General features: G+C 66.4%; 23 protein-coding genes and 1 riboswitch. Of the genes, 12 read left to right on the top strand and 11 right to left on the bottom strand.

Annotated elements, in window-relative coordinates; all coding sequences use genetic code 11:
• The first annotated feature begins 10 nt into the window (after nt 1–10).
• On the top strand, nt 11–349 hold the full coding sequence (gene mnhG, locus ACFU4Z_RS05955) for a monovalent cation/H(+) antiporter subunit G (protein WP_379060111.1): 339 nt from the start codon (nt 11–13) through the stop codon (nt 347–349).
• A gap of 123 nt (nt 350–472) precedes the next feature.
• On the opposite strand, the gene ACFU4Z_RS05950 is transcribed toward mnhG, so the two are convergent.
• From ACFU4Z_RS05950 to ACFU4Z_RS05930, 5 genes are all read right to left on the bottom strand, one after another.
• Entirely contained in the window at nt 473–1,765 is a 1,293-nt protein-coding gene (locus tag ACFU4Z_RS05950; protein WP_379060355.1) for a DUF5933 domain-containing protein, read from the bottom strand.
• A 145-nt stretch (nt 1,766–1,910) separates the two neighbouring features.
• A complete protein-coding gene (locus tag ACFU4Z_RS05945) occupies nt 1,911–3,056 on the bottom strand; it encodes a glutamate--cysteine ligase (protein ID WP_379060110.1) in 1,146 nt (381 codons plus the stop codon).
• Nucleotides 3,057–3,069: 13 nt separating this feature from the next.
• The gene (locus ACFU4Z_RS05940; RefSeq protein ID WP_379060108.1) at nt 3,070–3,753 is read right to left on the bottom strand and encodes a superoxide dismutase family protein; all 684 of its coding nucleotides are present in this window, start codon (nt 3,751–3,753) and stop codon (nt 3,070–3,072) included.
• A gap of 129 nt (nt 3,754–3,882) precedes the next feature.
• Nucleotides 3,883–4,491 (bottom strand): LytR C-terminal domain-containing protein, encoded by a 609-nt coding sequence (locus ACFU4Z_RS05935; protein ID WP_379060107.1) that lies wholly within the window; start codon nt 4,489–4,491, stop codon nt 3,883–3,885.
• Between the two features lie 34 nt (nt 4,492–4,525).
• Nucleotides 4,526–4,882: a DUF3263 domain-containing protein gene (locus tag ACFU4Z_RS05930; RefSeq protein ID WP_379060105.1), complete on the bottom strand. Its 357-nt coding sequence runs from the start codon at nt 4,880–4,882 to the stop codon at nt 4,526–4,528.
• A 187-nt stretch (nt 4,883–5,069) separates the two neighbouring features.
• On the opposite strand from ACFU4Z_RS05930, the gene ACFU4Z_RS05925 reads away from it, so the two are divergent.
• From ACFU4Z_RS05925 to ACFU4Z_RS05915, 3 genes are read left to right on the top strand one after another with little or no spacing between them, the layout of a single operon-like run.
• Complete coding sequence (locus ACFU4Z_RS05925) at nt 5,070–5,660, top strand: peptide deformylase (RefSeq protein WP_379060104.1); 591 nt, start codon at nt 5,070–5,072, stop codon at nt 5,658–5,660.
• The gene (locus ACFU4Z_RS05920) at nt 5,653–6,633 is read left to right on the top strand and encodes a GNAT family N-acetyltransferase (protein WP_379060103.1); all 981 of its coding nucleotides are present in this window, start codon (nt 5,653–5,655) and stop codon (nt 6,631–6,633) included. Before ACFU4Z_RS05925 ends, ACFU4Z_RS05920 begins: the two co-directional genes overlap by 8 nt.
• A gap of 55 nt (nt 6,634–6,688) precedes the next feature.
• Nucleotides 6,689–7,504, top strand: a complete 816-nt coding sequence (locus ACFU4Z_RS05915; protein ID WP_379060101.1) for an exodeoxyribonuclease III — start codon at nt 6,689–6,691, stop codon at nt 7,502–7,504.
• Nucleotides 7,505–7,621: 117 nt separating this feature from the next.
• Here ACFU4Z_RS05915 and ACFU4Z_RS05910 read toward each other — a convergent pair whose 3' ends face one another.
• From ACFU4Z_RS05910 to ACFU4Z_RS05900, 3 genes are all read right to left on the bottom strand, one after another.
• On the bottom strand, nt 7,622–7,879 hold the full coding sequence (locus ACFU4Z_RS05910; protein WP_379060099.1) for a Txe/YoeB family addiction module toxin: 258 nt from the start codon (nt 7,877–7,879) through the stop codon (nt 7,622–7,624).
• Nucleotides 7,876–8,259: a type II toxin-antitoxin system Phd/YefM family antitoxin gene (locus tag ACFU4Z_RS05905; protein ID WP_379060097.1), complete on the bottom strand. Its 384-nt coding sequence runs from the start codon at nt 8,257–8,259 to the stop codon at nt 7,876–7,878. Before ACFU4Z_RS05905 ends, ACFU4Z_RS05910 begins: the two co-directional genes overlap by 4 nt.
• A gap of 238 nt (nt 8,260–8,497) precedes the next feature.
• Nucleotides 8,498–10,420: an acyl-CoA dehydrogenase family protein gene (locus ACFU4Z_RS05900; RefSeq protein WP_379060095.1), complete on the bottom strand. Its 1,923-nt coding sequence runs from the start codon at nt 10,418–10,420 to the stop codon at nt 8,498–8,500.
• Nucleotides 10,421–10,549: 129 nt separating this feature from the next.
• Here ACFU4Z_RS05900 and ACFU4Z_RS05895 point away from each other — a divergent pair, with 129 nt between their 5' ends.
• The 4 genes from ACFU4Z_RS05895 (at nt 10,550) to ACFU4Z_RS05880 (ending at nt 14,099) form a co-directional block, all read left to right on the top strand.
• Nucleotides 10,550–11,176 carry a TetR/AcrR family transcriptional regulator gene (locus ACFU4Z_RS05895; protein ID WP_379060094.1) on the top strand — a complete coding sequence of 209 codons (627 nt, stop codon included), beginning with the start codon at nt 10,550–10,552 and terminating at the stop codon, nt 11,174–11,176.
• 222 nt (nt 11,177–11,398) lie between these two features.
• Nucleotides 11,399–12,598 (top strand): homogentisate 1,2-dioxygenase, encoded by a 1,200-nt coding sequence (locus tag ACFU4Z_RS05890; RefSeq protein WP_379060092.1) that lies wholly within the window; start codon nt 11,399–11,401, stop codon nt 12,596–12,598.
• Nucleotides 12,595–13,773: a fumarylacetoacetase gene (gene fahA, locus ACFU4Z_RS05885; protein WP_379060090.1), complete on the top strand. Its 1,179-nt coding sequence runs from the start codon at nt 12,595–12,597 to the stop codon at nt 13,771–13,773. Before ACFU4Z_RS05890 ends, fahA begins: the two co-directional genes overlap by 4 nt.
• 95 nt (nt 13,774–13,868) lie before the next feature.
• On the top strand, nt 13,869–14,099 hold the full coding sequence (locus tag ACFU4Z_RS05880) for a hypothetical protein (RefSeq protein ID WP_379060089.1): 231 nt from the start codon (nt 13,869–13,871) through the stop codon (nt 14,097–14,099).
• Between the two features lie 128 nt (nt 14,100–14,227).
• Here the strand turns inward: ACFU4Z_RS05880 and ACFU4Z_RS05875 are convergent, their stop codons facing one another.
• Nucleotides 14,228–14,911: a TetR/AcrR family transcriptional regulator gene (locus ACFU4Z_RS05875; protein ID WP_379060088.1), complete on the bottom strand. Its 684-nt coding sequence runs from the start codon at nt 14,909–14,911 to the stop codon at nt 14,228–14,230.
• A 96-nt stretch (nt 14,912–15,007) separates the two neighbouring features.
• On the opposite strand from ACFU4Z_RS05875, the gene ACFU4Z_RS05870 reads away from it, so the two are divergent.
• Nucleotides 15,008–16,417 carry a lipase family protein gene (locus tag ACFU4Z_RS05870; protein ID WP_379060086.1) on the top strand — a complete coding sequence of 470 codons (1,410 nt, stop codon included), beginning with the start codon at nt 15,008–15,010 and terminating at the stop codon, nt 16,415–16,417.
• A gap of 135 nt (nt 16,418–16,552) precedes the next feature.
• Nucleotides 16,553–17,035 carry a VOC family protein gene (locus tag ACFU4Z_RS05865; RefSeq protein ID WP_379060084.1) on the top strand — a complete coding sequence of 161 codons (483 nt, stop codon included), beginning with the start codon at nt 16,553–16,555 and terminating at the stop codon, nt 17,033–17,035.
• A gap of 147 nt (nt 17,036–17,182) precedes the next feature.
• Here the strand turns inward: ACFU4Z_RS05865 and ACFU4Z_RS05860 are convergent, their stop codons facing one another.
• Nucleotides 17,183–17,377, bottom strand: a complete 195-nt coding sequence (locus tag ACFU4Z_RS05860; protein ID WP_379060082.1) for a hypothetical protein — start codon at nt 17,375–17,377, stop codon at nt 17,183–17,185.
• A 110-nt stretch (nt 17,378–17,487) separates the two neighbouring features.
• A riboswitch (TPP riboswitch) is annotated at nt 17,488–17,612 on the top strand.
• On the opposite strand from ACFU4Z_RS05860, the gene thiC reads away from it, so the two are divergent.
• On the top strand, nt 17,604–19,232 hold the full coding sequence (thiC, locus tag ACFU4Z_RS05855; RefSeq protein ID WP_379060080.1) for a phosphomethylpyrimidine synthase ThiC: 1,629 nt from the start codon (nt 17,604–17,606) through the stop codon (nt 19,230–19,232). It overlaps the preceding riboswitch by 9 nt.
• 217 nt (nt 19,233–19,449) lie before the next feature.
• Nucleotides 19,450–20,364, top strand: coding sequence for an NAD-dependent epimerase/dehydratase family protein (locus ACFU4Z_RS05850; RefSeq protein WP_379060079.1), 915 nt, complete (start codon nt 19,450–19,452; stop codon nt 20,362–20,364).
• Nucleotides 20,365–20,392: 28 nt separating this feature from the next.
• On the opposite strand, the gene ACFU4Z_RS05845 is transcribed toward ACFU4Z_RS05850, so the two are convergent.
• Nucleotides 20,393–21,880, bottom strand: a complete 1,488-nt coding sequence (locus tag ACFU4Z_RS05845) for an MDR family MFS transporter (RefSeq protein ID WP_379060077.1) — start codon at nt 21,878–21,880, stop codon at nt 20,393–20,395.
• Nucleotides 21,881–21,967: the final 87 nt, after the last annotated feature.

Genomic DNA, 21,967 nt, shown 5'->3' with positions numbered 1-21,967 from the left:
AGGACGACCGATGACACTGTGGCACTGGGTTTCCGCCGTCCTGATCCTGTCCGGGGCCGTGCTCGCACTGACCGCGGCGATCGCGATCGTGCGCTTCCCCGACACCCTCACGCGCATGCACGCCGCCACCAAACCGCAGGTGATCGGGCTGATCCTGGTGCTGGAGGGTGCGGCGATCCCACTGCGCGGCCAGGGCAACGTCTGGCTACTCGTCCTCGTCGGCTTGTTCACCCTGCTCACCGCACCGGTCATCGCCCACCTGATCGGCCGCACCGCGTATCGCGAACAGCGCCACCGCGACGGCTTGTTCCAGGTCAACGAGCTCGGCGACGATATCGACGCGCCCTGACTGCTCCGGGTACACCAGGACGCCTGCGCCTGCCGCATGGATGAGGTCGAGTGCCCCCGAGCACGTCGTAGCCGAGCTCTCCGGCGAGCGCTTACCGTGCCGCGCCCCGGCCACGCCGGGGAATCACGCGATGGACGGCGCGGTGAGCGCCTGATCCTTCGCCGCGACTCCGGGACGCCGGGCGAACCAGGTCGCGTGGAAGGCAGCGGCCATCGCCGCGAGCAGCGCAAGCACGACTGTGCCTGCCAATACCGGGTATTCGGCCATCGGGACCGCGAGGTAGCGGTAGGCGATCAGCAGCGTCGCCAGGATTGCCGCGCCGAAGGCGACCACCCGGATCCGGAACAGACCCCAGCCGCGTTCGGGTTCACGCAGCACCGACTCCACGGTCAGACAGAGCATCGCGCCCGCGACCAGGTCGACGCCGTAGTGGTAGCCGAAGCCGAGTGTCGCGGTCAGGGTGGCGAGCAGCCAGAACGTGCCGCCCCAGCGCAGCCAGAGCGGGGCGCGGTCGCCGTTGGTGTCGCGGCGGGTGTGCAGGAACACCGACAGCGCCCACGCCGTGTGCATGGACGGCATGCAATTGCGCGGGGTCGCGGCATCGAACGGCAGTGGCGCGGGACTGTGGTCGATCGGCGGCAGCATGCCCGGCCAGAAATTGCCGACCTGCAGCCCGTGACCGTCCGACCCGAACGCGAACATCGGGCCGACCACCGGGAAGATCACATAAATGACCGGACCGAGCAGGCCGAGCACCAGAAACGTCCGCACCAGATAGTGGCTCGGCCACTGACCGGTGGGGACCACCCGGCGCAGCTGCCACACCGCGACGACGATCGCCGCGACCGGCAGTTCGATGTACACCCAGTGGAGCACCGCGTAGACCTCGGGGCCGAGCGCGTCGACCACCCGGCCCATCACCCACGACGGGTCGCCGAGGGCATGGTCGGCGAGCATGACGTATTCGTCGAGCACCGTCGGCCGGGTGATCACCGTGACATGCAGCCACACATCGCCGACCTTGGTCGCCAGCATGAGCAAGGCGCCCAACGCCGCGGCATGCAGCGCATTGCGCCGCTCGATGCCGCGCCAGCGCAGCCACGCGAGCACGGCCAGCCCGGTGAGCACGATCACCGGCCCGTTGCCGACGGTCACCGGATCGCCCGCGAGCAGCCGCCCGCCCGCACCCACCAGGTCGATGGCGACGGCCGCGCCGAGCGCGATGATTCGACGCCGCATCGATATACCGACGAGGGCGAGCACCAGCCCGGCCCACGGCACGGACATGGACTTGGGCGTGCCGACATAGTCGTGCCACACGCTTTCCAGCGGACCCTCGAAGCCCTGCGCCATGGCCACGATCTGCAGGGCGATCAGCAGGATCGGCACGGCGGCGACACCGGCCGCCACCCACACCCGGGCCTGCGGCACGCGCACCCGCGCAGCCGCACTTCCCACTCTGGAACCCGGATCTTCGACAAGCACTCGACCATAGTAAACGGGGGATGAACGCCACCCCACTGGCCGACTGAACGTCAGTCGACCGAAACGGCGGGCATACCTACTTGTCCAGCTCCTTGACCAGCGAGTCGACCACCGCGATCAGATCGCCCTGGGCAGCGGCGGCGACTTTGCGCTGCCGCTGATATGACGCGCCGCGCTCCGGAATCTCGGCGACCAATCGCAGCTCGTCCGCACATCCGAGCCGCTTGGCGGTCGGCTCCAACCGGTTCAGCAGATCCATCAGATCATCGGTGACCAACCGCTCGTTGCTGGCGGCATCCACGATGACGATCGCGTCGAGGCCGTAGCGGGCGGCCCGCCACTTGTTCTCCTGCGCATGCCACGGCGGCAGCGTCGGCAGCTGTTCGCCGTTCTCGACCCGCTGATCGAGATCCACGATCAAGCAGTGGATGAACGCGGCCAGCGCCGATAGCTCCGCGCGCGTGGAGATGCCGTCGCACACGCGCACCTCGATCGTGCCCCACTTGGGCGCGGGCCTGATGTCCCAGTGCATGCCGCCGAGCTGCTCGAACACCCCGGTCTTCATCTGGTCGTACACGAAATGCTCGAACTCCGTCCAGTTTTCGAACTGGAACGGCAACCCGGCGGTGGGCAGCTGCTGGAACATCAGCGTCCGATTGCTCGCGTATCCGGTGTCCGAACCGGCCCACATCGGCGAGGACGCGGACAGCGCGAGCAGATGCGGATACGACAGCAGCATCGAGTTCAGGATCGGAAAGACCTTGTCGCGGTGGGAGACCCCGACGTGCACGTGCACGCCCCAGATCATCATCTGGCGGCCCCACCACTGGGTGCGCTCGATCAGCTCGTCGTAGTGCGCCGAACGGGTGAGCTGCTGCGCCGACCACTGGGCGAACGGATGGGTGCCCGCGCAGAACAGATCGACGCCGAGCGGGTCGGCGGCGCGGCGCACGGCTTCCATGGTGCCGCTCAGATCGTCGACGGCCTCACCGACGGTGTTGTGCACCCCGGTGACCAACTCGACGGTGTTGCGCAGCAACTCCTTGGTGACCTGTGGTGTGCCGTCGTGCGCACGCAGGTCGCCCACCGAATCGAACACTGCCGCAGCCGTATTCGACAGGTCCCGAGTGACCTTGTCGACCAGCGCGATCTCCCATTCGACGCCGATCGTCGGCCGGGGCGAACCTTGGAAGGGAACCCGCTCGATTCCTGCCCCGGCCATATATCAAACCTTGCTACTGGATGACACCGCAAGCGACACGGCCACCCGCGTCGCCGGTTGCCAGAGTGGTGTCGTCCGGGCCGGCAACGCCGTCGGCCCGAACATAACGGTTGGGGATGTTGCCGAAGTTGTCGGCGTCGGCGTGGATGATCAGGGCCTTGCCCTTGATCTCTTCCAGGGTCACCGCATCGGTGGTCGTGACCAGCTTCGCCATGCCGTCTTCGCGGACCTCGAGTGAGGTCAGGTCGCCGCTGGCCGGGTGCGCGTTGGCGCTGCCGACCTGCAGGTGGCCGCCCGCCGAGAGGAAGGCGCCCGCCGGGCCGCCGGTGGGCGCGACCGAGTTGGCCTCGCACTTGCCGACCTGGTGGATGTGCAGCCCGTGGAATCCCGGCTTCAGGCCGTGGCCCTCGACCGTGACCTGCAAGTGTTTGCCGTCCTTGACGATGTTCGCGGTGCCGACGGAGGCGCCCGCGGTGTCCTTCAGCTCGACCTTCACGCCGCTGTTGGCGTCGGCGTTGCCGTGCTCGGTACCGGATTCGGCGGCCGGGGCGGACGCACCGGTCCACACCGGAGGCGTCGTTCCCTTGACGTCACTCGACTCCTGACTGTTGGAACAGGCAGCGAGGCCGAAGACCGCGACCGCAAGCACCGGGGTCACAGTCCGCCAGGACGGGCGACGAGTTGTGGACGGGGCCATCGGGGAACTCCTTTACGAGTACCGAGTTTACGAGTAAAGCTGGGTGGACACGTTCGTTACCGGACAAGATGATGCCACGCCCGCCGTGTCGCGGGAGTGACCGGGCCGTGTCGCGGCGGGCCTCGGACCTCAGTTGCCGGTGACGACGACGGTCACGCCCGAACCCGAATCGCCGGCTCCGGTGCCGCGCGGCACGGCGGTGGCGCCGATCTGCGTGGCGATCGCCGCGGCCGCTTCTCGCTCGCCCGGCGTATTTCCGTAGAACACAGTCGTTTTCGCGACATTCTCACCGGGATAGTTGCCGACTTCGGCGACGTTCCAGCCACTGGCACTGAGTTCGCTCGCGGTGCGCGCGGCCAATCCGGGGATGAGGCTGTTGTTCAGAACCCGCACCGGCACCGCCCGGCTCTGGGCGGGTGTGGTGGTCGGTGGCGTCGTCGTGGTCGGCGTCACGGTGGTCGTGGCGGCCGCGGTGGTGGTCGCGGCCGCGGTGGTGGTCGCGGCCGCGGTGGTGGTCGCGGCCGCGGTGGTCGTGGCCGAGGTGCGAACGACGACCGACGTCGCCTGAACCTGTGACGCGGGCGATACGGCCTCCGACTCGCTTGCGCCCGAGGTGTCGGTGTCGGAACTCGACAGCGACATCGCACCGAGGCCTGCGAAAACAATGGCCAGCGCGATCAACACCATCGCCAGCGCGCGCAACGGCGGTCCCCCGGGGGTGGGATTCGGGTAGCTCACCTGCTCGACCCTAGTCTTAATTCACAGCAACGGGTCATACCTGGAAGCCGAGCCGCCGTGCGGCCCTGGCCTTCTGCCTGCTCGCCCGCAGCCTGCGCAGGCGCTTCACCAGCATCGGGTCGGCGGCGAGCGCCTCCTGACGGTCCACGACCGCGTTCAGAACCTGGTAGTACCTGGTCGGCGACATACCGAACAGTTCGCGGATGGCCTCTTCCTTGGCGCCCGCGTACTTCCACCACTTGCGTTCGAAGTCCAGAATGTCGCGCTCACGACGGCTCAAACCGTCGCTGTCACTATCATCGGCCTGTGTCGAGACCTCAACTGTGACATCGTCGCTCGCAGAAGGGCTGTCCTGGATCGCGGAAAGATTCCGCGCCGCTGCGCCGTCCATCTCGCTCCCTCGCCGAGTAACCACCAGACGAAAAATGATGCTTGTACGTCGCGGATCATTCAACCACGGGCCGATGGGAATGCCGCATCTTCGTCGCGGCGTGTTCGCTACTCCCCGGTAACGCGTGTCACCGGGGTGTTCCCACCCTCACGGCGCACCGCCGGGCCGCCCCCGCAATAATTGCCCCATGGCAATCCTCCCCATCGTGATCGTCGGCGACCCCGTTCTGCACAACCCGACCGAACGGGTCACCCAGACACCGGAGGAGCTCGCGGAGCTGATCGCGGACATGTACGAGACCCTGGACGCCGCCAACGGCGTCGGCTTGGCGGCCAACCAGGTGGGCGTGCCGCTGCGGCTGTTCATCTACGACTGCCCGGACATCGGCGCCGACGGCAAGGCGACCCGGCGCAAGGGCGCGGTGATCAACCCGGTGCTGGAGACCTCGGAGATTCCCGAGGTCATGCCCGACCCCGATGACGACGAAGAGGGCTGCCTCTCGGTGCCCGGTGAGCAGTTCCCCACCGGTCGGGCCGAGTGGGCCAGGGTCACCGGCATCGATGAGCACGGTGAACCCGTCGACATCGAGGGCAAAGGCTTCTTCGCCCGCATGCTGCAACACGAGGTCGGTCATCTCGACGGGTTCCTGTACGTCGATGTGCTGATCGGACGCAACGCCCGCGCGGCGAAGAAGGCGATCAAGCGAAACGGCTGGGGCGCGCCCGGGTTGAGCTGGATTCCCGGCACCGTGCCCGATCCGTTCGGACACGATGACTGACCCTGCGCTGCCCGATATTCCGCTCGGCAGACGTGTGGTGCTTCGCTATCAGCTGCCTGCCGGTTATCCACAATCGCTGACCGATGTGATCGGCGAGCTCGTCTCACTGGATCCGCCGACGGTGCGCGCCGCGGACGGACGGGTCGTCGCGGTGGCGCCGGACCGGGTCGTCGCACTGAAAGCGTTGGGGCCGCGACCTATTCGCACCAAGGAGATCCGGGCGCTGGAGGCTGCCGCGGCCAACGGGTGGCCAGGGATCGAGCACGCCTGGATCGATGGCTGGCTGGTGCGCGCCGGGCGCGGATACACCGGTCGCGCCAATTCGGCGGTGCCGCTGGGTAGTTCCGCGGGACCAGCGGAGCTGGGCGCGGAAACGCTGCACCGCATCGGCGAGTGGTTCACCGCGCACGGGCTGCCGTTGCTACTGCAACTGCCCGATCGCCTCGCTCCCGTGCCGCCGGGTTGGCGCACCTGGAGCGAGACCGTGGTGCTCGGCATCGATATCGACACTGTCGTACTGCCGCAGGGGCCTTCGATGGTCCGAGTGGCGCCCGCACCCGACCCGGCCTGGCTGGACGTGCACCGATTCAAGGGCGAAGACCCTGCGGCACAGGGTGTTTCGCGGCCGGTGCCGGAGCTCGACGTGCTGACCGCGGTGCAGGACGGCGAGGTCGGGTTCGCGTCACTTGGCCTGCCGCAACCGATCGCGATCGGCCGCGGCGCGCTCACCACCGCGCCGGACGGGCGGCGCTGGGTGGGGCTGACCTGTGTGGCGGTAGCCGCGCCGCATCGCAGGCACGGGCTCGGTTCGCTGGTGTGCGCCGAGCTCATCCGCTGGGGACACACTCGTGGCGCCACCCATGCCTACATACAGGTCGAAGCCGACAACGTCGGGGCCATGGCGTTGTACCACGATATGGGCTTCGTCGAGCACCACGCGTACCGATACGCCGCGCCGCAGGGCACTCGCTGAACCGAGCGGCCTGCGGTAGAACGGTCCTACAACCCACTGTGTAAGGAAGGCATCCGTGCGTCTCGCGACCTGGAACGTCAATTCGATCCGCTCCCGCCTCGATCGGGTCGCGGACTTCCTCGACCGCCAGGACATCGACGTGCTCGCGATGCAGGAAACCAAGTGCCGCGACGACCAGTTCCCGTTCGAGCGCTTCGACGAACTCGGCTACGAGGTGGCCCACCTCGGCGTGAACCAGTGGAACGGTGTCGCGATCGCCTCCCGGGTCGGCCTGGAGAACGTGGAACTCGCCTTCCCGGAGCAGCCCGGCTTCGACAAGGACGCGGGCGAATCGCTGATCAGCACCCCGGTGGTGGAATCGCGCGCGCTCGGCGCGACCTGCGGCGGCGTGCGCGTCTGGAGCCTGTACGTCCCCAACGGCCGCACCCTGACCGACCCGCACTACACCTACAAGCTGGAATGGCTCGCCGCCCTGCGTGAGAACGGCGCGAAGTGGCTCGCCGACGACCCCGAGGCCCAGATCGCCCTGGTCGGCGACTGGAATATCGCCCCGACCGACGATGACGTCTGGTCGGTCGACTACTTCGCCGGCAAGACCCACATCTCCCAGCCCGAACGCGACGCCTTCACCGCCATCGTCGACACCGGCTTCGCCGACGTCATGCGCCCCTTCGCCCCCGGCCCCGGCGTCTACACCTACTGGGACTACACCCAGCTGCGCTTCCCCCGCAAAGAGGGCATGCGCATCGATTTCATCCTCGCCTCCCCCACCCTGGCGGCCCGCACCAAGGATGCCGTAGTCGACCGCGAGGAACGAAAAGGCAAGGGCGCCAGCGACCACGCGCCCGTCATCGCCGAGTTCACCGACTAAGGACTCGATCACGTGGTGTGCTCGATCGCTGGACGCTGGATGCGGGCACGCCAGATCGGTGTGAGCCTGATGAGCCCGGTCAAGCTCTAGGCGCTGAATAACCGAGTAGGCGATACCTCACTCGTAGTGGGTGCGGCACGCGATGATGATGGCCGCGTCGCCCTCGATGACATATACGACTCTGTGTTCGGAAGTGATTCTGCGCGACCAGTAGCCGGAGAGGTTCTGCCGCAACGGTTCCGGCTTACCGATACCTTCGTAACCGTTGCGACAGATGTCGTCGATGAGTTTGTTGATCCGCCTCAGAGTGGCCCGATCCTGCGTCTGCCACCACGTATAATCGGCCCAAGCGCTCGGGGTGAAGGTGATCTTCACTTGCCGTCCTCGGCACCGATCAGTTTCCCGCTCCCGGGTTTCCGAGCCGCTTTCGCCTTTACCGCCTTCGGCGTCGCAGATTTTCGCGGCACAGGCTTCGCTGTTGCAGACTTCGGTGCCGCGAGGGACGGCTCATCGTCCTCGACGAGGTCATGCGGACTCGCCTGGCCGCTGCGATGCTCAGCAATCGAGCGCTCCAAGTGCCGTGCGTTGGCAGGGTTGCCGAGCAAGTATGCGGTCTCTTTCAGCGCCTCGTATTCGCGCAGCGAGATGACAACGGCGGCCTCATGTCCGGCCCGTGTGATGACGACTTCTTCTAGGTCTTCGGTTGCGGAATCGAGAACGGCGGCGAGGTTGGCACGTGCCTCGCTGATAGTCATGGGGCGCATACTGTCGATTGTACAAGATCACGTACAATATCGACAGAGCCGACTGCCCCGCAGCTGGCAGCGGCCGTGGACCCGACCATGCGGGCGTAGCGTTCGCGTGCTTCTCGCAGGGATACTGTCACGGGTTTCGCGGAGTACCCCCAAGCCGAATGCTCACCATAGAAACCTCCGGTCATCAGGCCCCAGGAATGAACATCCGCGACGATGGCAGTGCGGCCCGAACTCCTGACTACGGGTTCATTTCATAGACCCCAGCGTGTGCCCGAGCCTGGCCAAGTACCTGCTCGAACCGCGCCCGATCGGCGACGGGACGACGGACCAGGTCGAGCGCCCGTGTCTGCTGGGCCTTGGTCGCGGCCGGCTTGGTGTGCAGGGTCAGTGCGTTCTTGGAGAATTCGCGCACGAAACCGTCGAAGATCTGGTCCAGCACGTCGGCACCGGTGGCTTCGATCTCGGCCTGCTCCAGGATCAGTTGCGCGTAGGGCACCGCGGTGAACAGTTCGCCGAGCGCGAAGAGGAAGTCGACGTCGCGCTGCTGCGCGGCGGTCGGCGCGGCGGCGGCCAGCAGGGTCTGGAAGGCGAGGGCTTGCTCGAGGAAGACCGCGACATTCGGTATGTGCGTGAACTTTTCGAAGACCGGACGCCAGTCGCGGAACCGGATGCGGCCGAGGCCGCTGCTCGGCCCCTGCCGGAACAGGAACTGGTCGTCGGCCGCTTCCCGCCGCGTCGGCACCGTCGGGTAGCTCGCGCCTGCCAGCTCCGCGCGCAGCTTCGGCACCGCCGCACCCGCGTGCGGCGCGAGCCGCCGGCTCGACCAGCTCAACGCCGTGGAGACCGCGCGCACCGTGCCCTTGGGCGCCACACTCGCACCGGGCAGTAAGCGCAGCGCGGCGAGCCCGGCATCGGCGGGATGGAACATGTAGTTGGCCATGAACTTCAGCGACAACGCCATGTTCACGTGCACCGTACCCTCGAGACGCGGCAGCCCGAAGAGGCCGAGCATCGCCATCGGGAAGTACATGTCGTTCTCGAAACCGCGGGCGGCGATCACGTCCGCGAGGTCCTCGACGATCCGCTGGCCCTGGCGGGTGACGGTCATCTTCTCGATCGCGTTGAACAGCAGGTAGCGGCGGTCCTCCGGCGAGGCGCTGCGCAGGTAGTCGATGGCCCGCTCGCTGTAGAGCTTCATGCCGATCAGTCGCGCGTACGAGTCGGTCAGCAGCGACTGCACCTGCGGGAACTCGGTTACCCGGTGGCCGAACAGTATTCGGTTCTCCGCATGCGTAATCGCCTCGTAGTAGGCGTGTTCGCACGCACCGACCGCGCCGAAGCCGAGGTTGAACTTGCCGACGTTCACGGTGTTCATCGCGGCATGGAAGGCATCCTCACCGCGGTGCAGGATGTCCTGCTCGGCGACCGGATACTGCTCCAGATCGAAGGCGGCGACATACATCTGACTGTCGACGACATTGCGGCGCAGCTTGTAGTTCTTGTGCTTGCTGTCGGCGACGAAGAACAGGTACCCCTCGTAATCTTCCTGCGTCGGCTTGCTTTCCAGCGCCTTGGCGCTGTCGATGATCGGCTTGTCGGCGCGGCGGCCGAACACCGACACCATGGCCGCCAGATTGCCGTTGCCGATGTAATGCTTGCTGCCGGTGGCGGTGTACCCGCCGCCGGGTTCGGGCTCGAGCACCATGTCGGTGGAGTAGACGTCGGCGCCGTGATCCTTCTCGGAGAGGCCGAAAGCGAAGATCTCGCCGGAATCCAGCAGTGCGGCGGCCTTCTGCTTGGCGGCTTTGTTGTCGCTCTGCCAGATCGGGCCGAGCCCGAGGATGGTGACCTGCCAGACATACCAGTAGGACATGCCGTAGAAGCCGAGGATCTTGCTCAACATCGCGATCCGGCCGGTGTCCCAGCGCTTGTTCGGATCACCGTTCGCCTCGGCGGCGGGCGTGAGGAAGGTGGCGAACACCCGCTCGCGCTTCACGAAGTCGAGGAAGTCGGAGTACCAGATCCGGTCCCGATCATCGCTCTTGAGCACCGCCTTACCGCGGGATTCGAACCAATCGACCGTGGCGCGCAACAGCCTGCGGGTCTCCGCGTCGAACTCGGCGAACTCGCTGGTCTTCGGGTTGAACAGGGTTGTTGTCATCGATGACTCCTCGGCGTGGTCGGCGATTTCATTCGCGACTGTAGCATTATTGTTCGTCAACGTAGGAACCTGATTTTACGCGTAAGACCAGCCAGAACCGTGGCAATCGCACTGATATCGTTGCTCTTCATGGGTAGCGAGTCGGCCGTGCAGCCACGGCAGCGGGCACAGCATTTGGGCCCCGAGCGCCGCCGCCCCCAGGTGCTGGACACCGCACTGGCGATCGCCGTGGAGAACGGCATCGCGGCGGTCACCATGGCCGCCATCGCCGAGCGCATGCATGTGACCAGGCCCGTGGTCTACGCGTGCTTCGCCGATCGCGTCGAGCTGATCGAGGCCCTCATCCAGCGCGAGGAGAGCTATCTGGTCGGCGGACTGCTCGAGGTGCTGCCCGCGCGCGATGTCGACGCGGGCGAGACCGTGTTCATCGAGGGTTTCCGCGCGCTGCTGGAGCAGGCGGCCGATCGTCCCGATGCGTGGCGGCTGCTGTACGGCAATCCCGATCCCGCCGTTGCGGATTCGTTCGGGCGTGGCCGCAAGCTCGCGGTCGAGCGCTGCACCACCCTGTTGCGCCCCACCCTGCGCGCATGGGGCACCGAGGACGCCGATCGGAAGCTGCCCGCCCTGGTAGAGCTGTGGGTGTCGGCGGGCGAGGGCGCGGTGCGCACCTTGCTCGCGGGCGAGGGCGGCTGGGATCCGCAGAGCCTCGGCGCCTTCGTGGGCGCCGCGGTGTATCGCGCGCTGCGCGACGCCTGACCGCATCGCCGCCCGATCCCGGCAGCACACCCGGGCCCGCGCCGGCCATTGCGCAGCTCAACAATTGTTCAGCAGGTTAGCCGCATCGCTAGGCGAAATGCTCGGCAACGGCAATGGTGACCCGACAGAATGCGTACCCATCGGGCCGCTTTTGCCACCATTGGGCAACACCGCTCACTACCATGGGTAGCAAATATCCGACCAGCGGCCGGAGGTGCGGTCATGGCGTTTTATCGGCAGGTGGGATCGGTGCCGCCGAAGCGGCACACCCAGCACCGGGACGAGAGTGGGCGACTCTTCTACGAGGAGCTGATGGGCGAGGAGGGCTTCTCCGGCGACTCGTCACTGCTCTATCACCGCGGCCTGCCGCCCGCGATCGTCGACTCCACGGTGTGGGAACTGCCCGACCAGTCCACGACACCGAACCATCCACTGCGCCATCGACATCTACGTCTGCACGACCTGTTCCCCGGTGACACCCCCGCCGAGACCGATCCCGTCACCGGTCGGCGGCTGTTGCTCGGCAATGCCGATGTCCGGATCTCCTACGTGGTCGCCAAGGGCGGCTCGCCGCTGTACCGCAATGCCATCGGCGACGAGCTGGTGTACGTGGAATCCGGCGCCGCGGTGCTGGAGACGGTCTTCGGCGCTATCGCCGCACGACAGGGCGATCAAGTGCTCATTCCGAGGGCGACAACCCACCGTTGGCTGCCCAGCGGGCCCGATCCGCTGCGCGCGTACGTGATCGAGGCGTCCGGTCACATCACACCGCCGAAGCGCTATTTGTCGAAATTCGGCCAGCTGCTGGAACATTCGCCGTACTGCGAGCGCGATCTGCACGGACCGACCGAGCCGTTGACCGAGACAGGCGCCGATATCGAGGTCCTGGTGAAGCACCGGCCGGGCGGCCGCGTCGTCGGCACCAGAATGATCTACGCGACGCACCCGTTCGACGTGGTCGGCTGGGACGGCTGCCTCTACCCGATCACCTTCAACATCGCCGACTTCGAACCGATCACCGGACGCGTGCACCAGCCGCCACCGGCTCATCAGGCGTTCGAGGGCATCAACTTCGTGGTGTGCAATTTCGTGCCGCGCAAGGTCGACTACCACCCGCTGTCGATCCCGGTGCCGTACTACCACTCGAATGTCGACTCCGATGAGATCATGTTCTACTGCGGCGGAAACTACGAGGCGCGCAAGGGTTCCGGCATCGGCCAGGGCTCGGTGTCGGTGCATCCCGGCGGTTACGCGCACGGCCCGCAGCCCGGCGCCTATGAGCGCAGCATCGGCATCGACTTCTTCGACGAATTGGCCGTCATGGTCGACACCTTCCGGCCGCTGGAACTCGGCGAGGGCGCGCTGGCGTGTGAAGATCCCGGCTACGCCTGGACCTGGTCGAATCGGGGTCCACAGCAGTGAAGAAGCGCATCGAGGTCCGCCCCGGCTCGCCCTACGGACCCGAGAACCTGCCCTACTGCGTGTTCGCGCCCGCCCATGGCGACTATCGCGTCGGCGCTCGACTGGCCGATTCGGTCATCGATCTCGCCGTAACACTCGATGATCCGGTCTTCGCGCAGCCGAGTCTCAATGCGTTCATGGCGCAGGGCCCGCGGTACTGGCACACGGCGCGCGACCGGCTCCGCACACTGGTCGAGGGCAAAATCCTCGCCGAGGCAGCGCATCCGCTGGCCGAGGTGACCTTGGCGCTGCCGGTACAGATCGGCGACTACGTCGACTTCTACGCCAGCATCGACCACGCCACGAATCTCGGCCGCCTTTTCCGCCCGGATTCCGAACCGCTACTGCCCAATTGGCGGCACCTGCCGGTCGGGTACCACGGCCGGTCCGGCACCGTCGTCGTGTCCGGCACCGACCTCACCCGCCCCTGCGGTCAGCGTCGAATCGATTCGGGCACACCCGATTTCGGCCCGACCCGACGGCTGGATATCGAGGCCGAGCTCGGCTTCCTCGTCGGGGTCGGCTCTGAGCTGGGCTCGCCGATCGGCGCGGACGAGTTCGCCGAGCACGTCTTCGGTGTCGCGCTGGTCAACGACTGGTCCGCGCGTGACATCCAGGCCTGGGAGTATCAACCGCTCGGTCCGTTCCTCGGCAAATCGTTCGCCACCTCGCTGTCGGCGTGGGTGACCCCGCTGGCGGCGCTGGAGTCCGCGCGCATCCCACTGCCGGAGCAGACCCCGCGGCCGCTGCCCTACCTGCGTGACGAACAACCGTGGGGACTCGATATCGACCTGGCGGTGAGCTGGAACGGCGAGGTGGTCTCGCATCCGCCTTATTCCCGCATGTATTGGTCCCCGGCGCAGATGCTGGCCCATCTCACGGCGAACGGCGCCGCCACCCGCACCGGCGACCTCTACGCGTCGGGCACCATTTCCGGACCAGCACAGCAACAGCGCGGCTCGTTCATCGAATTGTCCTGGGGTGGTACAGAACCGGTGCCGGTCAATGGGCAACTGCGCACCTTCCTCGAAGACGGCGACGAGGTGGTCATCACCGCGACCGCCCCCGGCCCAGCGGACACGCGCCTCGGACTCGGCGAGGTCCGGGGCCGCATCCTGCCCGCCGCGCAGCGTTGACCCCCTGGAATCGAGGGCTACGGCGCGGCAATTCCGGTCGGTAGCGTTCGGGTCGGAGGAGGCATCCGCCGGGGTAGATAGAAGAGAAGGACCTGATGAAGCGTTCCATTGCCGCAGTCGTCGTCGCGGCGGCTGTGCTCATTCCCGGCCAACTGGTCTCCGCGGCCTCGGCCTCCGCCGCGAGTGCGCCCACCGTGGTAGCGGATTCCGGATCCGGCGGATGCACCTCCAGCCAGCCCCCGACGTGCAGTTCGCCGCTGGTTGGCGTGATCATCGGCTTGCTCGGCGCGCTGGCCACCGGTTCGGCGAACGGCGGGACCACGTAGGCGAATTCGCCATCGTGCCGACCGGCGCCCACCCCCGCTCACGGACGGGGTGGGCGCCGGCCGATTTCGTCCGGAGCTGATCGATCGCGAAATATCCACGGCCGCAGTGCATCCCGGCATCATCCGACCTAACCGACGGACGTCCGCCCCGCGTCCACCGCGTTGAGGAAGCGGGTGAGGTCGACGATCAGGGTGTCGACCTCATCGGGTGCACCTCCGTCGTCGTGGTGGTGCAGCCAGTCTGTGACCAGCTCGAACATGCCGCCGATGGTGGCGAGCGCCAGCGCGAGCCGACGGTGTTCGTCGACGGCGTCCGCGGCGGGCTCCGTCGACCACTGGTTGTCGAGGAAGGCCGCGGCCCAGCGCCGATTGATCCGCCGCTGCTTTTCCACGGCTGTCGATATGCCGCCCGACTCACCGAAGGTCACCCGGGCCAGCCGCGGATCATCGGCGATCGCATGCACGAACGCGGCGATGACAGCGGCGGCGCGCTGCGGCCAGTCCAGTCCGGCGGCCGCGGCCGCGCCCTCGATGACCCGTTGCTGGATCTGCTCGGTGAGCTTCACGAGCAGTGCGACATAGCAGGCTTCCTTGCTGTCGAAATGATCGTAGAAACCCTTTGTTCCGACATAGGCGTGCTGGCAGATCTGCTCGATCGATGTCCCCGAAAAGCTCTGCTCGGCAAACAGTTCGGTGGCGGCGTCGAGCAACTGATTGCGTCGCTGCGCGCTGCGCTGTTCGGCATCGAGGCCACGAATCCGACGCCGCACCGATTCCGGTTCGGGCCGCGCGGCAGACATGCTGCGGGTCATCTCTCGACCATAGCCGGAGCAATTTCAACAAGAGTTCTTGTTGGTAACCAGAGTTCATGTTGTAATCACTGGCACGTTGATGAGGGAAGGACTGACGTGTCAGTGATCAATGGAGATCGGACCGACAGCAGAAGCCGGACCGCGGCACGCGTCGTGGCGACGGCAGTGACGATGGCCGTCGTGCTGACAAGCGCACTACTGGCCGGAGGCCTTGCTGCCACCCCGGCTGCTGCGGCACCGCCACTGCCGCAACATGATTCGTTCTATCAGCCGACCGAGGGATTCGAATCGCGGGAACCGGGCGCGATCCTGCGTGCACGGGAGGTGAGGTTGGCCGTACTGACCCTGCTGCCGCTGAATGTGCGCTCGTGGCAGCTGCTGTACCGCACCACCGACCTGTTCGGGAAGCCCACCGCGGCCGTCACGACGGTGGTGCTGCCCGCGGGCGCCGATCCGAACCGGACCCGGCCGCTGGTCTCGCTGCAGTTCTACTACGACAGTGCAAGCCCCGACTGCGCGCCGTCGTTCGTGCTGCAACAGGGCAGCGGACTCGCAGGCGCCGAGGGCATCCATTCGCAGAGTGAGCTGATCGCGCTGGCAGCGCTGATCAGCCAGGGCTGGGCGATCTCGATTCCGGACTACGAGGGCCTCGACGGCCATCTCGCGGTGGCCGAAGAACCCGGATACATGACACTCGACGGCATCCGCGCGGCCGAACGATTCGAACCGCTCGGCCTGGACGGCGTGAACACACCGGTGGCCATGTGGGGTTACTCGGGCGGCGGCATGGGTAGCGGGTGGGCGGCCGAAATGCAGCCGTCCTACGCGCCGGAACTGAACGTCAAGGGCGTCGCGCTCGGTGCGCCGACCTCCGATGTGGTTTCGCTGCTGCACGTCAACGGGTCGATGTTCTCGAGCCTCATCGGCATCGGTATCTCCTCGCTGCGCAAGGCGTACCCGAGCTTCAAGGAAGCCGCCGACCGGTACCTGACCCCCGAAGGACGGGCGCTGATGGACCGGACCGAGCGTCAGTGCCTGCCACGCAACGCACTGACCATGATGTTCATCGACTACCAGCGGCTGCTGACAATTCCGATCGCGGATTTCCTCGCGGTTCCGGAAATCAAGGAGGTCTTCGACGCGACGGTGCTCGGCCGCAATATCCCCACCGCGCCGATATTCCTCTACCAGGGCGTCTTCGACGAGGCGGTCCCGTGGTGGACCAATGACCGGCTGGCCCGGCAGTACTGCGCGGGCGGCGCGTCGGTCGTCTACACCCGCGATCATCTCAGCGAGCATCTGACGCTGCCGTCGCTCGGCATGGGGCAGACCTTCAACTGGCTGAAGTCGCGGCTCGCGCCGAACGCCCCCGAGCAGGTCGGCTGCCGCACCGACAACGTCGTGTCCATGCTGGCCGACACCAATGCGCTGCTGTCCCAGATCGAGATCAATCTCAACGCCACCTTCGGCGCCCTCGGGTTCCCCATCGGCCCGCGCGAGCGCTGATCGGCACCTCGCGGCTGCTCGTCTCCGACCGGATACCGGACCGGTCGGGGGCGAGCTTCGCCGTCTGTCCACGATGAGTTCTTGTCCCCCGTACCGTCTGCATTAATGCACGCAACTTCACTCGGGAGGATCGTCATGCAGAAAATCGTCACCAACCTCTGGTACGACACCGAGGCCGAGCAAGCAGCCGAGTTCTACTGTTCACTGTTCGAAGACTCGAAGGTCACCAACGTCGTGCCCTACACCGAGGCGGGTCCGCGCGAGGCGGGTACGACCATGCTCGTCGACTTCGAGCTCAACGGTCAGAAGTTCACCGCCATCAACGGCGGCGGCGACTACCACTACACCCACGCCATGTCGCTGCTGGTCAATTGCGACAGCCAAGCAGAGGTCGACCGCCTCTGGACCGCCCTGCTCGCCGACGGCGGCCACGAAATCGAATGCGGTTGGCTCAACGACAAATACGGCGTCCCCTGGCAGATCTGGCCTTCGGAAGCCGACCAACTGCTGACCGGCTCCGACCCCGCCGCGATCAACCGCGCGGTAGCCGCCATGCTCGGCATGAAAAAGATCGACCTCCAGGCAATGCGCGACGCCTACAACACCCCCGCCACCTAATGGCGCTGTCGGACGCAGTCCGTCGATAGCCGCGCCGGGCCGAGCGGAGGCAAGGCAGCCGCCTAGCCCAGCCTCGGCAGGCGAACAAGATCGACAGGACCTGGTCGTGCGATGCCGCGATGATGTCGGAGTTGATCTCGAGTGGACTCAGTCGATGCGCCAGGCGCCGACCTGGCGATAGGCGGAGTTGTAGATGTCGGAGGCGTCGCCTTCGACCAGTTGGTAATGCTTCATGTTTCCGCCCCAGTAGCGCAGGATGCGGCCTAGCTCCACGGCGAGGTCGGCAGGTGCCGGCACGCCGTCGGGCAGGGCATCCAGGTCCACTTCCAGGGTGAATTTCACGCTGTCGAATCTACCGGTGCCGCAGTGGTCGGTGGCGGCCGTGGCTGGATGTTCGTCCGATCATTGCGCGCGGCAACGAGGGGTGCGGGTATGGTCGGCCGGGAAAAATTCACATCGCCAACGGGGGCTCGCACCAGCGGGCTGAGAGGACAGCTAGCCCATTCGGGCGGCAGGGCTGTCGACCGTATGAACCTGACCGGGTAATGCCGGCGTAGGGAGGAATTCCATGACGACGACACCTGTCGAGACCGTGACAACGGGTCCTATCGAGGGCAGCGTCAAGCACTACCACGAGGTCGATGACCTGCGCATTCCGGTGCGTCGCATCAACCTGACCAACGGCGAGCATTTCGACGTCTACGACACCTCGGGCCCGTACACCGATGACGCCGCCACCATCGACGTCGAGGCCGGCCTACCGAAGTTGCGCGACGGCTGGACCAAGCCGGAGGTCGCCGGCCCGCCCACCCAGCTCGCGTGGGCGCGCCAGGGCATCATCACCCCGGAAATGCGGTTCATCGCGGCCCGCGAGGGCGTGGCGCCCGAGCTGGTGCGCGACGAGGTGGCCGCGGGCCGCGCGGTGATCCCCGCCAATCACAAGCATCCGGAGCTGGAGCCGACGATCATCGGCAAGAAGTTCCTGGTGAAGATCAACGCGAATATCGGCAACTCGGCCGTATCCTCTTCCATCGCAGAGGAAGTCGAGAAGATGGTGTGGGCCACTCGCTGGGGCGCCGACACCATCATGGACCTGTCCACCGGCAAGAACATCCACGAGACGCGCGAGTGGATCCTGCGCAATTCCCCCGTCCCGGTCGGCACCGTCCCGATCTACCAGGCGCTGGAAAAGGTGAACGGCGATCCGACAGCGCTCACCTGGGAGATCTACCGCGACACCGTGATCGAGCAGTGCGAGCAGGGCGTCGACTACATGACCGTGCACGCGGGCGTGCTGCTGCGCTACGTGCCGCTGACCGCCAAGCGGGTCACCGGCATCGTCTCGCGCGGCGGTTCCATCATGGCCGCCTGGTGTCTGGCCCATCACCAGGAATCGTTCCTGTACACCAACTTCGCCGAGCTCTGCGAGATCCTGGCGAAGTACGACGTCACCTTCTCCCTCGGCGACGGTCTGCGGCCCGGCTCCATCGCCGACGCGAACGACGAGGCCCAGTTCGCCGAGTTGCGCACCCTCGGCGAGCTGACGAAGATCGCGAAATCCTTTGGCGTGCAGGTGATGATCGAGGGCCCCGGCCACGTGCCGATGCACAAGATCGTGGAGAACGTGAAGCTCGAAGAGGAGCTGTGCGAGGAAGCGCCGTTCTACACCCTCGGCCCGCTCGCCACCGACATCGCGCCCGCCTACGACCACATCACCTCGGCCATCGGCGCCGCGATCATCGCGCAGGCCGGCACCGCGATGCTCTGCTACGTGACGCCCAAGGAGCACCTCGGCCTGCCCAACCGCGACGACGTCAAGGTCGGCGTGATCACCTACAAGATCGCCGCCCACGCCGCCGACCTCGCCAAGGGCCACCCGCACGCCCAGGACCGGGACAACGAATTGTCCAAGGCCCGTTTCGAATTCCGCTGGCGCGACCAGTTCGCCCTCTCGCTGGATCCGGATACCGCCCGCGAGTACCACGACGAAACCCTGCCCGCCGAGCCTGCCAAGACCGCACACTTCTGCTCGATGTGCGGCCCGAAGTTCTGCTCGATGCGGATCTCGGCGGATGTCAGGGAGTACGCGGCACGTCAGGGGCTCGACGAAGCCACGGCGTTGGAGGCAGGCATGGCGGAGAAGTCCGCGGAGTTCGCCGACGCGGGCGGCAAGGTCTACTTGCCTGTGGTCTCCTAGCCCGATTCACCGCACCCGCCGGGTTCGCCTTCGGACCCGGCGGGTCGCGTGGATTCCCCGCAGCCATAGCGTTCTACTGGAACGTGCCGAGGGCCGTGGCGTACTGGGCTGGATTCCGAAGCGAATCGGCCTCCGCTCCGGTCATGCCATGACGCGGACCAATCACTCGATCGCCGACGGCCCGAGCCACGAACCGAGGTGAGCTGTGCGGATACTCGTGACAGGAGCGAACGGCTACCTCGGCGCAGCCGTCGCGGAAGCATTGCGCGATGGCGGATATGACGTCGTCGGACTTATCCACAGCGACCGTTCACGGGTACCGGACGGCCTGCCCGTCCGGTCCGCCGAGCTACTCGACCCGGGCTCGCTACGTGCGGCAGTGCGGGGCATGGATGTGGTGTGCCACCTCGCCGGGCTCACCCGCGTTCGTGAGTCTTTCACTGATCCCGATCGGTATTTCGATGTCAATGCCGCAGGGACAGTGGCACTGCTGCGGGCCATGGAGTCGGAGGGTGTCGGCGCCATGGTTTTCGCGTCCACCGCCGCGATCTACGGCGCACCCGAACAGCAGCCGATGACCGAAGACCTCCCCGACAACCCACCCCATCCGTATGCCGCGAGCAAACAAGCCGCCGAACAGGCCATCGAAGCCGAATCCCGCACCGGGCGACTCGCCGCAGTGATCCTGCGGCTGTTCAATATCGCGGGCGGACCGGACCCGGACAGCACTCGAATCCTGCCGCGCATCCTCGCGGCGGCCGCCGGTGACAGCCCCGCCCTGACTCTCAACGGCGACGGCAGCACCGGTCGCGACTACGTGCATATCGCCGATGCCGCAAGGGCTTTCGGCGCGGCGATCGCAACGATGCCGAGCCATGGAATGTGCGCGCGCTACAACATCGGCAGCGGAGTCGGCACCAGCGTGCGGCAATTGATCGACGTCGTCTCGCAGGTGACGGGGCGCGACATCCCGATCGAGCACCGCCCTGCGGTTGCGGAACCACAACGACTCGTCAGCGACAGTGGCCGGGCGCGTCTTGAACTCGGCTGGACTGCAACAACTTCCGATATCGAAAGCATTGTCCGCGAGGCGTGGTCGTGCCGCCCGACAACAAACGAACGGCCGGAGTGAGATTCCACTCCGACCGTCTCGAATCGAATCAGGACGCGGTCTCGGGCTGCGCCTCGGCGGTAGTTCCCACCCGCACGGCCGGTTCGGGCGCTTTGCCGCGCAGCGGGACCTCCTCGATGAACCACGAGACAATGAATCCCAAGGCGCAGATAACGGTTGCGGCCAGGAATACGTAGCCGGTGCCTGCAGCGAACGCCTCGAGGTAACCGTTACCGTCGGCGGGCACATGCCCATGCAAGGCCCTGGCGAACAGCGAGCCGAAGGCGGCCACACCGAGAGAGCCGCCGAGGGTGCGGAACAGGGTGGTTGCTCCGGAAGCGGCGCCGATGTGCTTCATATCCACGCTGTTCTGGGCGATCGCGGTGGAAAGCTGCATCGCGAAACCGAGTCCGGTCCCGATCAATGCCATCGCGAAACCCGTTGCCAGACGCCCTGTTCCGGCATCCACCATGATCAGCAGCGCGGTCCCCGCGGTGAGAAATCCGCCGCCGAGGATGAAGTAGATCTTGTATCTACCGGTGGCGCTCATCCGCTTGCCGACGATCTGGGAAACGATCAGCAGCGGAATCATCATCGGCAGCAACAACAGTCCGGAATTCGCGGCAGAAGCACCTTGGACCGTCTGCTGGAACAGCGGCAGGTAGAGGATCGCTCCGAACATCACCACACCGCCGACCAGTGCCGTCAGCGCGGAGACGACGAGATTGCGGCTGCGGAAGATCTCCAATGGAATCACCGGATCGAAGGCTTTCCGCTCGATGGCGAGAAAGGCACTCACCGCCGCGACGGCCAGCGCGACCAGTCCGAGGATCGGCACCGAGAGCCAGGAGTACTCGACGCCACCCCACGTCGCGACCAGCACAAGGGCGGCGATAGCGGTCGCGAGGGCGACAATGCCCGCGTAGTCGATGGTGACCTTCTTGCGAGCGACAGGTAGGTCGAGCATCCAGAACGACCAGGCGAAGGCCAGTATGCCGAGTGGAATGTTGAGGTAGAACGCCCAGCGCCAGTCGAGGCCGTCGGTGATCACGCCACCGAGCAGTGGTCCGCCGATGGTGCCGATCGCCATGGTCGTCGCGGTCATGCCCTGGTATTTGCCGCGTTCGCGCGGCGGCACCAGCGCGCCGATGAGTGCCAATGCGCTGACGGCGATACCGCCCGCACCGAGGCCCTGTAGTGCACGGAACCCGATCAGCGCGGGCATCGACCAGGCCGCGCCCGCGAGCACCGACCCGACGATGAACACCCCGATGGCCGTCAGGAACACCGGCTTGCGGCTGAACAGGTCGCCGAGCTTCGCCCACACGGGTGTCGATATCGCCGACAGCAGTGCATAGGCGGTCACCACCCAGGCGACCTGGCTCAGGCCGCCCAGCTCACCGACGATCGTCGGCATCGCGGTGCCGACGATCGCGTTGTCGAGCATCGCCAACAGCATCGCGAGCATCACCCCGGCCAGGACCAGCCGGATCGACCGCTGCGGCGCGGTCTGCGTCTCGGTTCTTATTGCGGACATGGCCGCTCACCTCCTCGATTTCGAACAGCGTCAGAAAACCATATCGACTACAAAAGTACAACTGCTCCGACTTTGAAGTCGATAGCT

It is taken from the genome of Nocardia sp. NPDC057440 (genome assembly GCF_042802915.1).
Taxonomy (GTDB): Bacteria; Actinomycetota; Actinomycetes; order Mycobacteriales; family Mycobacteriaceae; genus Nocardia.
This window is presented reverse-complemented; position numbering and strand designations above follow the sequence as displayed.